The sequence below is a fragment of the Phyllobacterium sp. CCNWLW109 genome, from assembly GCF_037203905.1.
Taxonomy (GTDB): domain Bacteria; phylum Pseudomonadota; class Alphaproteobacteria; order Rhizobiales; family Rhizobiaceae; genus Phyllobacterium; species Phyllobacterium ifriqiyense.
Map to the genome: position 1 here is coordinate 691,757 of NZ_JBBCBK010000002.1, position 12,723 is coordinate 704,479.

The window sequence follows — 12,723 nt, forward strand, 5'->3', positions numbered from 1 at the left end:
TAAAGCCCCTCCCTGAGTAGCAGCCTGCTAAAGCTGTAAGAAGATCTAAAAGCTGATGCCGGTTATCTCTCCCTTGCGGGAGAGAAAGCGATTTCAAGATCTTAGCTTTTGCTAAGTGCTAGAAATCGCAAGAGAGGGGGTTTGCAATCTTCAAGCTCAACAAAACTCAGCCGCGACGACCCGCTGTCAGGTCGCTTTCGATCTGCGCCTTGCCAGTAAGCCGCGCCTTATAGACCTGATAGTTTTCCATTACCCGCTGCACGTAGTTACGGGTTTCGGTATAGGGGATCCGCTCAATCCAATCGACAACCTCGTCCACCGATTTGCCACGGGGATCGCCATATTTGGCTTTCCATTCATTGGCGCGGGTGGGACCTGCATTGTAACCGGCAAAGGTAAGCACATACGAGCCATCAAACTTGGCAATTTGCTCGCCAAGAAATTTTGCTCCCAGCGTCGCATTATAAGCGGCATCCGTGGTCAGGCGGGCTTGCGAATAGCTCATCCCGGCGCGGGTTGCCACGCCCTTTGCTGTTCCGGGCAACAGCTGCAATAGCCCGCGTGCCCCGGCGCTCGATACGGCGCCTGGATTGAATTCGCTTTCCTGTCGCGCAATGGCATAGGCCAATGCGGTGCCCGAACCGGAGATATTGGCATTGCCGGGGATCGCTCCGATGGGGTGCGAAAGCGCACCAACATCAATCCCGCGTTGCGCAGCGGCCTTGCCTACACGCAAGGCGACAAAATGGTTGTTCTTGCGTTCGGCCATCACGGCGAGAAGCGCCAGCTCGCCCGGACTGTCGATTTCCTGTGCAAGGCTGGTGTAAAGCAATGCAGCCCTGCTGTCATAACCGGTTTGCTCCAGCCGTTGTATGGCGCGCACGGCTTCGCGCTCTGCAAAGCGATTGCGGTCGGCATCGGTCGGCTTGGGGTAGGGCAGTTGCAGGCCATTTTGTCCAAGCTTGGCGGCAGCCAGCTGTCCATAGAATGTCGTGCCATAGCGGGAGGCGCGTGCGTAATAATCGCGTGCGCTGCCTGCGCTTCCTTCTTCGGCTGCACGGCCGAGCCAATAATAGGCGCGCGAAGCAGACATTGGTCGCGAGGAGATCTCGGCAATCCGTGCGAAATGGCGCTGTGCTGTTTTAGGATCGCGCAGCGCGCGCAGCGCATACCATCCCGCATGAAATTCAGCGTCGGCAGCAGCTGTTGGCGTTTCAGCGCTATGCATGGCGGCTACGCGATAGGCGCGCTTGGCATCACCAATATCCAGCAACTCACGCGAGAGGACGCGGCGCTCGGTCCACCATGCATCGGGATCAACCAGCGAGGCTGCGTCGCGCGGCGCTGTGTTGATCACGTCTGCCGCTTCCTTATATTTCTCGGCGCGCCGCAAATATTGCGCTTTGGCGAAAATATAGGCCGCATTAGATTTCCACGAGTCATCGACCGCTGCCAGTTTTTTTGCGGCATCGGGAGACTTTTGCAACACAGCAGCAAAGCCCTGATAGAGCGAGGAAGCATTGGCAAGCTTGGCAACACGTCCGGCCGATTTGACCTTGCCCTCATAAAGCATGGTCAGCATGCGTGTCAGATGATCCGTGCGCGATATGACCTGCGAGAACTCTTTTAAGATCATCGCTTCCTGATTGTCATCCAGCTTCTTGTCGCGCCAGAATGGCCCAAGCACGGCTTGAGCCGCACGGGCATTGCCGTTGGCGACATGGGCGCGTGCAAGAATAATCACGCCTTCGACAGTTTGAGGCGCGGTATTGCCGAAAGCCTTGATGACAACGGATGGAGCCGGATTTTCCTTATAAAGTGCGCGCTCGGAATTATTGCGGAAGGTTGCCATGCCCGGCCAGCCCGGGAGCTCGGCAGCAGCATTGGCAATTTCGGAAGAGGGCAGACCCGGTGCATTTGACAGCCCGATGGCCCATGTCAAAATGTGGCGGTCCAGAGCCTGCGCAGGCAATCCATTGCGTATGCCGACAGCGCGCTGCACATCGCCTGAAGCGATGGCATCAAGTCCGCTTTTCAGGCTCCCTGCTATAGCCGATGGCTTTGAAGGTTGAGCTATTCCAGACGTTGTGACCGGATCTGGATGCGTCATCGCCTGCATGGCGGGATTGGCACGGGTTTGACTGGGCGCAAAGGGGCGCAAGGTCGGGGTTGGAACAGCATTTTGAGCATAAGCCGTCGTTACCGCCAGAGTGCAGGCGGAGCCGAAAAGAACGAGACGCAAAACAGAAGTTCTCAGCATACAGACTACCGGTTATTTAAAGGTTGGATCCATGGCCCCTGATCCAGAGACCTGTAAATCAGATAATAATGGCGGACGTATGAAGGGGATATTAACGAAAGGTTATCTGCAAAGCTTGCATTTGAACAGGCGTAGAGAATGGCCCGCCTGGCATGTGCTGCCTGATGAAAGACGCGCGTTCATTCACACAAGAGTGAACGGAATTAAAACAAAAAAGCGTCAGCTTACATATGAGCGATCATTTAATTGAACGCTCGTTCTATTAATTTGATCCGTTTTTGAGTGTGAAACAGGCCAAAAGCCCCTACAAATCCGTGTTTTGACAGGGCTTGAACTGTTTTTCAAAAATAACTGCGCAAAAATAACAAAAAACTCTGGAAAAAACCCCGAATTGTCCCGAAAAATATCAATCCACGCGTGCAAAATAGTTGCGCGAGGTTGATCATTTACATAACGCAAATGAACTTGTGCCATAAGGCTCGTCCGACTATGGTGCGCCACCTTCTTTCCGGTAGCGGAAAGGGGACAATGTTTATTATTCTGGAGTTTCCCCATGCTGAAAGGCTCAATCACCGCACTCGTCACGCCATTTCTCGATGATGGTGCGTTTGACGAAAAAGCCTTTCGCAGCTTCGTTTCCTGGCAGATAGACGAGGGCACGAATGGTCTGGTTCCAGTCGGAACCACAGGTGAATCTCCCACGCTTTCCCATGCCGAACATAAGCGTGTTGTCGAGGTCTGCATTGAGGAGGCCGCTGGAAAAGTTCCTGTTATTGCGGGCGCTGGGTCAAACAATACCCGTGAAGCCATTGAATTGGCTCAGTTTTCGGAAAAGGCCGGTGCTGACGCAATTCTGGTTGTTACCCCATATTACAACAAGCCCAGTCAGCGCGGCCTCTATGCTCACTACAAGGCAATCGCCGAATCCGTATCGTTGCCGATCATCATCTATAATATTCCGGGCCGTTCCATTATCGACATGACGCCAGAAACCATGGGTCAGTTGACCAATGATTTCAAGAATATAGCCGGGGTCAAGGATGCCACTGGCAAGATTGAGCGTGTTTCTGAGCAGCGTATTACCTGCGGCAAGGATTTCATCCAGCTATCGGGTGAAGATGCGACGGCTTTGGGCTTCAATGCTCATGGTGGCGTCGGCTGCATCTCTGTAACTTCTAATGTTGCGCCGCGCCTTTGCGCTGAATTTCAGGCGGCGACGCTTAGCGGTGACTACGCCAAGGCTTTGGAAATACAGGATAAATTGATGCCTTTGCACAAGGCTCTCTTTATTGAGCCTAACCCAAGCGGTCCCAAATATGCTCTGTCCAAGCTTGGAAAGATGCAAAATGCTCTTCGTTCGCCAATGGTTCAGATTGAGGCTGCAACTGCTGCCCGTCTCGATCAGGCCATGCGGCATGCAGGGCTGGTTAATTAAGGTACGGAATCCCATATAAATTGCATGAATAAGCCAAAATCCGCCTCAAAACCCATCACGGTTCGCAAAATAATTGCTGAAAACCGTAAAGCGCGCTTCAATTTCGAGATTCTCGACACGCTGGAGGCTGGCATTGTTCTGGCTGGCACGGAGGTTAAATCCCTTCGCAACAACCAGTCCAACATCGCCGAAAGCTATGCTAGCTTTGAGAATGGGGAATTCTGGCTCATCAACTCCTACATTCCAGAATATCTGCAGGCGAACCGCTTCAATCATCAACCACGACGCCATCGTAAGCTATTGATTAGCAAGCGTGAAATGTCGCGGCTCGGCCAATCTGTGGATCGCGAAGGGATGACAATCGTTCCCCTAAAGCTCTATTTCAATGATCAGGGTAGAGCGAAATTGGAGCTTGCCGTCGCCCGCGGCAAAAAGCTGCATGACAAGCGTGAGACGGAGAAACAACGCGACTGGAATCGTGAAAAGTCCCGGCTCCTGCGTGATCGTGGCTAGGTTTGTTCTGAATTACTCAGGAATATCATCAAGATAGCGTCTGACATCGGCAAAGACGCTCTTGAACATTTCGGTTGTTAGCCGCCCCGTATTGGTATTGTAGCGCGAGCAATGGTAGCTCGAAAAAATACGAACATTCTCGATGTCGTTTTGACCGCCATGGCTGAAAGGAAACTTGGCCACGGGCCGCCCAAATGCACGGATCGTGGATTGGTGCGCAATGGTGCCAAGTGTAACAATCGCTCTTAGATTGGTGAATTGTTCTATGGTTGGCGTCAAAAACCTGCGGCAATTGCTGATTTCGCCGCCAACAGGCTTGTTTTCCGGCGGCACACATCGAACGGCATTGGTGATGGAGGCATTGACAAGTTCGAGCCCATCATCGGGACGCGCTGCAAAAGTCCCACGGGAGAAGCCAAATTCGGACAATGTGCCATACAGTAAATCGCCGGCATAATCGCCGGTAAATGGCCGTCCTGTGCGGTTGGCGCCGCGCACCCCGGGCGCCAGACCAACAATCAGAAGCTTTACGGAATCAATCCCGCCGACGGGTAAGAATGTCGGCACAGGCGCATTGTGCCAGCTCGGTTCCTTTATGCGCCACTCGGCGATAAAGTCATGTAAACGCTGGCAAATCGGGCAATCGGGGGAGGGTTCAACACTCATAACCGCTAAAAAGCATAATGCCGCACGGATTTCCATGCGGCATTTTCATGACTGTGTTGATAAGGCTTAATACTCGACTTGCTCTTCTTCAACGCGCTGACGTGGCGCACGCTCAGAAGCTTCGCGGCCAATCTCATTGCGCAAGGAAGTCAGGTCGATGAAGTGATCCGCTTGACGGCGCAATTCATCAGAGATCATCGGCGGCTGTGTGGAAAGTGTTGAAACAACGCTTACCTTGCGGCCTTTACGCTGTAGCGCTTCAACAAGAGAGCGGAAATCACCGTCGCCGGAGAAGATAACAAAGTGATCTACCGTATCAGTAAGCTGCATAGCATCGACAGCAAGTTCGATGTCCATATTACCCTTGATCTTACGGCGGCCAGCAGAGTCAGTAAATTCTTTAGCAGGCTTTGTTACAACCTTGTATCCGTTGTAGTCCAGCCAGTCTATCAATGGGCGAATTGAAGAGTATTCTTGATCTTCAACCAACGCGGTGTAATAATAAGCCCGAAGTAAGTATCCGCGCTTTTGAAAAGCTGTGAGCAACTTGCGGTAATCAATATCAAATCCCAGTACCTTGGAGGCTGCGTAGAGATTTGCACCGTCAATGAACAAGACGATCTTTTCTCTGGGGTCAAACATAATAAGGTTCCATTTCGAAAATCTGAGCGTCAATTTCAAATGAGCTTGTTTTGTAAAGTAGCCCGATCTGATCTTATACGAAAGTCTAATATATTAAGTACGTCGAGTTCGCAGAAAAGCCAATACCCCTGCTTGCAATTTTGTACACATAACTAGACAGAAGTGCTCAAACTCCGTTTAGTATCAAATTCTCACAATTAATCTTCGATGCGCTTTTGCTTGTTTTTTAGCGGCAACCGCGTTATGTCGGCATTAATCCGCTAATTCGTTTAAAAATGAAAGGGGCAGTCCATGGCCCGTGTCACTGTTGAAGATTGCGTTGACAAGGTAGAGAACCGCTTTGAACTGGTTCTGCTTGCCAGCCATCGCGCCCGCCTGATTTCGCAAGGCGCTGCGATCACTATTGATCGCGACAACGATAAAAATCCGGTTGTTGCTCTGCGCGAAATCGCAGATGAGACACTTTCTCCAGGCGACCTCAAGGAAGATCTTATTCATTCCTTGCAGAAGCATGTTGAAGTTGACGAGCCGGAAGCTGCTGCATCTGCACCGGTTGCCGCCATTGAAGGTCAGGTTGCCGAGACTGCATCTGCTGACGAAGACAATGTTTCATTCGACTCAATGTCGGAAGAAGAATTGCTGGCAGGCATCGAGGGCCTCGTAGCCCCGGAAAAAAGCGACGATTACTAATCAAATATCGCGCAAAAGCGCGATAATCAGCCAGTTTCGGCTTTTGATGCGTCGCAGCTTCTGCGGCGCATTATTTTTGCGTCTTGGTAATGTAATTACCATATAGGTTGCATACTGTTCGGTATGTATTTGAATTCCCGTGTGTGAGGTGCCCGTCCATGATGCGTCAGTATGAGCTTGTCGAGCGTGTCCAGCGTTACAAGCCTGACGTCAACGAGGCGCTGCTTAATAAAGCCTATGTCTATGCCATGCAGAAACATGGGCACCAGAAACGCGCGTCGGGAGATCCCTATTTTTCTCATCCACTCGAAGTCGCCGCTATCCTCACGGACATGCATCTGGACGAGGCGACCATCGCGATTGCACTTCTTCACGACACTATTGAAGACACTTCGGCGACCCGCCAAGAGATTGATACATTATTCGGACCGGATATCGGGAAGCTCGTTGAGGGGCTGACAAAGCTTAAAAAGCTTGATCTTGTTTCCAAAAAAGCTGTTCAGGCGGAGAATCTGCGCAAGCTTTTGCTCGCCATCTCAGACGATGTACGCGTTCTTCTGGTCAAGCTTGCCGACCGTTTACACAATATGCGCACACTCCACCATGTGCCTGAAGACAAGCGTCTGCGTATTTCTGAAGAGACAATGGATATTTATGCGCCGCTGGCCGGTCGCATGGGTATGCAAGATATGCGCGAGGAACTCGAGCAATTAGCGTTCCGCTACATCAACCCTGAAGCCTTCAATGCGGTCACCAACCGCCTTGCCGAGCTGATGGAGAAAAACCGCGCAACGCTGCAGCAGATCGAGTCGGATCTCTCCAGCCTGTTCGAGAAAAACGGTATTAAATCGAGCGTTAAAAGCCGTCAGAAAAAGGCTTGGTCAGTTTTCCGCAAGATGGAAAGCAAGGGGCTTTCGTTCGAGCAATTGTCCGATATTTTCGGATTTCGCGTAGTCGTAGATACCGTGGCCGATTGCTATAATGCGTTGGGCATTATTCATACGACCTGGTCAATGGTTCCGGGACGTTTCAAAGACTATATCTCAACGCCAAAACAGAACGATTATCGTTCGATACATACAACCATTGTTGGCCCGTCGCGTCAGCGCGTTGAATTGCAGATTCGCACCCGCGAGATGAATGATATCGCCGAGTACGGTGTTGCAGCGCACTCGATCTATAAGGATCGTGGTAGCGCGCAAAATCCGCACGTCATCTCTACTGAAACCAATGCCTATGCGTGGCTGCGGCAAACTATCGAAGCTCTGGCGGAAGGTGATAATCCGGAAGAGTTTCTTGAACACACCAAACTTGAATTGTTTCAGGATCAGGTATTCTGCTTTACCCCGAAGGGCCGCTTGATTGCCCTGCCTCGGGGGGCAACTCCAATTGATTTTGCCTACGCCGTTCACACGAATATCGGGGATAGCTGTGTTGGCGCGAAGGTCAATGGGCGTATCATGCCGCTCATGACCGTGCTGCACAATGGCGATGAAGTCGACATCATCCGTTCCAAGTCACAAACTCCGCCCGCCGCATGGGAAGGTATTGTTGTAACCGGCAAGGCCAGGGCCGCCATCCGTCGCGCTACCCGACTTGCGGTACGCAAACAATATTCCGGATTGGGCATGCAGATTTTGGAGCGCGCCTTCGAACGGGCAGGGAAGGTCTATTCACGCGATGAATTGAAGAAGGGCTTGCCACGTCTGGCTCGCAAGGAAATCGACGATGTGCTGGCGGCAGTAGGTCGCGGCGAATTGCCTTCTTCTGACGTGATGAAGGCGGTCTATCCGGAATATCAGGATGCGAAGGTAAAGCCGAGCGCAATCGAGCGTGAAGAGGGCTGGGTCAACTTCCGCAATACTTCCGGCATGATCTTCAAAATGCCGGAAGGCGCCGAACCGGGCGGGCCGCAAGCACTGCCGATCCGGGGCGCAAGCCATGATATGCCAGTGCATTTCTCGCCTGAGGGCGCGGTGCCCGGTGACCGTATTGTGGGCATTCTCCAGCCGGGTTCCGGCATGACGATCTATCCGATCCAGTCTTCGGCCCTCATGGCCTATGACGACCAGCCAGAGCGCTGGATCGATGTGCGCTGGGATGTGGATGAGAGCCGCCGCGACCGCTTTCCGGCACGCATCAATATTTCGGCGATCAATGCGCCGGGTTCATTGGCGGAAATCGCGCAGATTATCGCCGAAAATGAAACCAATATTCACAATCTTTCGATGGTTCGTACAGCACCGGATTTTACCCAGATGATCGTTGATCTGGAAGTCTGGAATTTGAAACACCTCAATCGAATATTGTCGAAGCTGAAAGAGAGCAATTGCGTCAGTGATGCCCAACGCGTCAACGGATAAGCAATTCCATCGAAGCCCAACAATTAGCGGGGAAAGCATGAACACGAATGAAGTTTTGGACGTTTTTCGCGAAGCCGGTGCGGTTTTGGAAGGTCATTTTATCCTGACGTCGGGACTACGCAGTCCTGTCTTTCTGCAAAAGGCGCGTGTGTTCATGCACGCGGATAAGACTGAACGCGTATGTCGCGGGCTTGCTGAAAAGATTAAAACCGCAGATCTCGGTCACATTGATTACGTCGTTGGCCCCGCGATAGGAGGTATTATTCCTGCCTATGAAACGTCGCGGCATCTTGGCGTTCCCGCAATTTGGGTTGAGCGTGAGAACGGAACGTTCAAGCTTCGCCGCTTTGAAATTGCCAAGGGTGCCCGTGTTGTTATCGTCGAGGATATCGTAACGACAGGCCTTTCCATTCGCGAAACCGTAGCCTGCCTGCAGGAATTGGGCGCCGACGTGGTGGCTGCTGCCTGTATTATCGACAGGTCTGCCGGAAAGAGCGATGTCGGCGTACCGCTGATTGCGCTGGCGGAGTACGAAGTTCCGGCTTATCCTGCTGACAAGCTTCCACCGGAACTTGCCGCAATTCCGCCCGTTAAACCGGGTAGCCGCAATATTTGATCGAACAACTATCCAACGTGGATCCTGAGGATTCTTGTCGGATAAAAGGAACCAAACCAAAATGCTCTTCAGGCAGCGCAATGTTCCCGGCTTTCGCGAACGGCTTCGTCTCGCTTTATGGCCGCGCCGTTCGATCGGCAGGTCTTTGCGCTATTTTGGCAAGCGAGTACTGCGATTGCGTGCCACGCCGCATTCCATCGCGATAGGTTTCGCCTGCGGGATATTTGCCGCGTTCATTCCTATTCTCGGTGTTCATATTGCCATAGCCCTTGCGATCGCTTGGTTGATAGGGGGAAATATTGCTGCGGCCGTTATTGGAACCACTCTAGGCAACCCTTTGATTTTGCCTTTCATCTGGGCTGCAACGCTCGAAGTTGGCCGTTTCGTGATGACCGGTAGCCTGAGTGGCGATCCATTGCCGCCGCATCTTGGCGGCATGTTGCGCCATCTGGATTTTGGCGTTTTGTGGCATCCACTCATTGAACCGATGTTGATTGGAGCAGTGCCGCTTGGATTGGCAGCGGCAGCGCTCGCCTATTTTCCCATCCGTTGGGCGGTTGCGAGTTTTCAAAGCAGGCGTCCGGTTGCTCAACTGCAAAAGATTACTGAAACCACATGATTGTTGGCGTCGGAAGCGATTTGATCGATATCAGGCGAATAGAAAAAACTCTTGAGCGCCATGGCAAACGCTTCATCGATCGGGTGTATACGCCTGTTGAACAAGCGAAATCCGAGCGGCGTCAACAAAGGGCTGCATCTTACGCAAAACGTTTTGCCGCCAAGGAAGCCTGCGCCAAGGCTCTCGGCACCGGCCTGGCGCAGGGCGTGTTCTGGCGCGACATGGGCGTCGTTAATCTTCCTAGCGGTGCGCCGACCATGAAACTGACCAATGGTGCAGCGGATCGTCTGGCGAAGCTTATTCCGCCTGGGTTTTCTGCGCGCATTCATGTGACGATCACTGACGATTTCCCCCTGGCACAAGCATTCGTGATTATTGAGGCGTTGAAAATCGAAGAATAGCCGCATTCAAAGGGCAATGGGCAGCATTGCCCCCCGAGCCCTCAGCGGTTAAGAGGGGGCACATTTTGTTTTGGAGATATGAGAAGCGTGAGCGATAAAGCTGTTGTGAAAAATTCCGGTGGTCTTGGCGAGACGGTCAGCGTCATCGTGCAGGCGCTTCTGCTTGCGCTGGTAATCCGGACATTGCTGTTCCAGCCATTCAATATCCCCTCCGGCTCGATGCGCCCGACCTTGTTGGAAGGCGATTATCTCTTCGTTTCGAAATTCTCCTATGGTTATTCGAAATATTCGATCCCATTTGCGCCTGATTTGTTTTCCGGTCGCATATGGAGCGGTGATCCCAAGCGCGGCGACATTGCCGTGTTCCGCAAACCAAATGATACCTCGCTCGATTTCATCAAGCGCGTTATCGGTCTGCCGGGCGACAAGATTCAGATGCGCAGCGGCGTGCTCTACATCAATGATGTTGCCGTACCTCGCGAAAAGGTAGGCCAGATCGACAATCCGGATATCACCGAGGCGCAGGGTCCGGTGGACGTTTACCGCGAAGTTCTGCCCAATGGCATAACCTACGACACGCTCGACCTGACGCCCAATGGTGTTGGTGACGATACGCGCGAATTTGTTGTACCTGCCGGACACTATTTCATGATGGGTGACAATCGCGATAATTCCAGCGATAGCCGTTTTGATGTGGGTTATGTTCCGCTTGAAAACTTCATCGGACGTGCGAACATCATCTTCTTCTCAATCGCCGGCAAGGCAAGCCCGCTGGAACTGTGGCGCTGGCCGTCTGAACTGAGGTTCGACCGCTTGTTGCACAGCGTCAATGCGGCACCAAATTCCGTGCAGAACAATTGATCCGACGATGAGCCTTTCGACTGACGCTGTTCATAAGCTGGAAGAAAAAACGAAACATGTATTTCGTGATCTCGGACGCCTTGAGCGCGCACTAACGCACTCCAGTGCGCGGTCATCGGCAGGCTCGGACTATGAACGGCTTGAATTCCTTGGCGACCGGGTGCTCGGTCTGGTGATTGCGGACTTATTGTTCCGCGCTTACCCGACAGCTGCGGAAGGCGAATTGTCTTTGCGGCTGAATTCACTGGTGAACGCTGATACCTGCGCCGCTGTTGCCGATGAAATTGGCCTGCATGAATTCATCAAGACAGGTTCTGATGTAAAAGGGCTGGCGGATAAACGGCTCAAAAGTCTGCGTGCAGACGTCGTTGAATCGCTGATTGCAACAATTTATCTGGACGGCGGCCTCGAAGCGGCGCAACCTTTCATCGAACGATATTGGGATGCGCGCTCGAAGGGAAGCAATTCCGCTCAGCGCGATCCTAAAACTGAATTGCAGGAATGGGCACATCAGCAAGATGGTGCTCAACCTTTGTACAGCGTTGTTGAACGAACCGGACCTGACCACGATCCGCAATTTACGATTCAGGTGGTTGTAAAAGGCTTTGAACCGGCGGTGGGCAAAGGCCGTTCCAAGCGCTTGGCGGAGCAAGAAGCTGCCATCGCATTGCTTTATCGCGAAGGCGTTCGTCAGAAGACGCAGGAAGAAACAAGAAATGACTGAACAAAATCAAACGCCTGCGAATGAAGCCGAACAGGCTGTTCCGACACGCTCGGGCTTCATTGCCCTGATAGGCGCCCCAAATGCCGGCAAGTCGACGCTGGTCAATCAGCTTGTTGGCAGTAAGGTTTCAATCGTTACGCACAAGGTGCAGACGACGCGGGCGCTGGTTCGCGGCATTGTTATTCACGATCAGACGCAGATGGTGCTGGTCGACACGCCCGGTATTTTCAAACCGAAGCGCCGCTTGGATCGCGCCATGGTGACGACCGCATGGGGCGGTGCAAAGGACGCCGATCTCATTCTGGTTCTTATTGATGTTGAACAGGGCATTGATGACGAGGCCGAAATTCTCCTCGATAGTCTGCGGGATAAAAAGCGCAAGGTGATCTTGGTCCTCAATAAGGTCGACCGTATTGAAGCGCCAATGCTGCTTGAACTCGCCAAGAAAGCCAATGAAAAGGTCAAATTCGATCAGACTTTCATGATTTCCGCGCTGAAGGGCTATGGCTGTAAGGATCTGCTGAAATATCTGGCGGAAAACCTTCCTGAAGGTCCGTGGTATTATCCGGAAGATCAGATCTCGGATATGCCCATGCGCATGCTTGCTGCTGAAATCACCCGCGAAAAGCTTTATCTGCGCCTCCATAATGAACTGCCATATTCTTCAACAGTTGAGACCGAAAGCTGGGAAGAAAAGAAGGATGGTTCAGTTCGCATTCAGCAGGTCATTTACGTCGAGCGCGATAGCCAGAAGAAGATCGTTCTTGGCCATGAAGGCCAGGCGATAAAATCAATTGGTCAGGCAGCACGCAAGGAATTGATGGAAATCCTGGAGCAGAAGGTTCATCTGTTCCTTTTCGTCAAGGTTCGTGACAATTGGGGCAATGATCCCGAGCGTTACCGTGAAATGGGACTTGAATTTCCGCAATAATA

General features: G+C 52.3%; 13 protein-coding genes. 10 read left to right on the forward strand and 3 right to left on the reverse strand.

The genetic code is table 11. The features are described 5' to 3' along the window. Positions 1-166 precede the first annotated feature (166 nt). Positions 167-2,260: a lytic transglycosylase domain-containing protein gene (locus V9K92_RS08585; protein WP_336440972.1), complete on the reverse strand. Its 2,094-nt coding sequence runs from the start codon at positions 2,258-2,260 to the stop codon at positions 167-169. A 553-nt stretch (positions 2,261-2,813) separates the two neighbouring features. On the opposite strand from V9K92_RS08585, the gene dapA reads away from it, so the two are divergent. Further along, positions 2,814-3,695, forward strand: coding sequence for a 4-hydroxy-tetrahydrodipicolinate synthase (dapA, locus tag V9K92_RS08590; RefSeq protein ID WP_115051861.1), 882 nt, complete (start codon positions 2,814-2,816; stop codon positions 3,693-3,695). A gap of 24 nt (positions 3,696-3,719) precedes the next feature. Further along, positions 3,720-4,208 (forward strand): SsrA-binding protein SmpB, encoded by a 489-nt coding sequence (smpB, locus tag V9K92_RS08595; protein WP_115051860.1) that lies wholly within the window; start codon positions 3,720-3,722, stop codon positions 4,206-4,208. Between the two features lie 12 nt (positions 4,209-4,220). Here the strand turns inward: smpB and V9K92_RS08600 are convergent, their stop codons facing one another. After that, positions 4,221-4,874 carry a uracil-DNA glycosylase gene (locus V9K92_RS08600; protein ID WP_337353944.1) on the reverse strand — a complete coding sequence of 218 codons (654 nt, stop codon included), beginning with the start codon at positions 4,872-4,874 and terminating at the stop codon, positions 4,221-4,223. Between the two features lie 66 nt (positions 4,875-4,940). After that, a complete protein-coding gene (locus V9K92_RS08605; RefSeq protein WP_115051859.1) occupies positions 4,941-5,516 on the reverse strand; it encodes a LabA-like NYN domain-containing protein in 576 nt (191 codons plus the stop codon). Positions 5,517-5,807: 291 nt separating this feature from the next. On the opposite strand from V9K92_RS08605, the gene rpoZ reads away from it, so the two are divergent. The 8 genes from rpoZ (at position 5,808) to era (ending at position 12,721) form a co-directional block, all read left to right on the forward strand. After that, positions 5,808-6,206, forward strand: coding sequence for a DNA-directed RNA polymerase subunit omega (rpoZ, locus tag V9K92_RS08610; protein ID WP_115051858.1), 399 nt, complete (start codon positions 5,808-5,810; stop codon positions 6,204-6,206). 158 nt (positions 6,207-6,364) lie between these two features. Beyond that, positions 6,365-8,569, forward strand: a complete 2,205-nt coding sequence (locus V9K92_RS08615; protein ID WP_307283817.1) for a RelA/SpoT family protein — start codon at positions 6,365-6,367, stop codon at positions 8,567-8,569. 37 nt (positions 8,570-8,606) lie between these two features. After that, positions 8,607-9,185, forward strand: a complete 579-nt coding sequence (pyrE, locus tag V9K92_RS08620; RefSeq protein WP_115051856.1) for an orotate phosphoribosyltransferase — start codon at positions 8,607-8,609, stop codon at positions 9,183-9,185. Between the two features lie 61 nt (positions 9,186-9,246). Beyond that, on the forward strand, positions 9,247-9,804 hold the full coding sequence (locus V9K92_RS08625) for a DUF2062 domain-containing protein (protein WP_307283822.1): 558 nt from the start codon (positions 9,247-9,249) through the stop codon (positions 9,802-9,804). Next, complete coding sequence (gene acpS, locus V9K92_RS08630; protein WP_115051854.1) at positions 9,801-10,205, forward strand: holo-ACP synthase; 405 nt, start codon at positions 9,801-9,803, stop codon at positions 10,203-10,205. The genes V9K92_RS08625 and acpS overlap by 4 nt, the downstream gene beginning before the upstream one ends. Positions 10,206-10,283: 78 nt before the next feature. After that, positions 10,284-11,066 (forward strand): signal peptidase I, encoded by a 783-nt coding sequence (lepB, locus tag V9K92_RS08635; protein WP_115051853.1) that lies wholly within the window; start codon positions 10,284-10,286, stop codon positions 11,064-11,066. A gap of 7 nt (positions 11,067-11,073) precedes the next feature. Then, positions 11,074-11,790 (forward strand): ribonuclease III, encoded by a 717-nt coding sequence (gene rnc, locus V9K92_RS08640; protein ID WP_337353783.1) that lies wholly within the window; start codon positions 11,074-11,076, stop codon positions 11,788-11,790. Further along, the gene (era, locus tag V9K92_RS08645) at positions 11,783-12,721 is read left to right on the forward strand and encodes a GTPase Era (RefSeq protein ID WP_115051851.1); all 939 of its coding nucleotides are present in this window, start codon (positions 11,783-11,785) and stop codon (positions 12,719-12,721) included. The genes rnc and era overlap by 8 nt, the downstream gene beginning before the upstream one ends. Positions 12,722-12,723 lie beyond the last annotated feature (2 nt).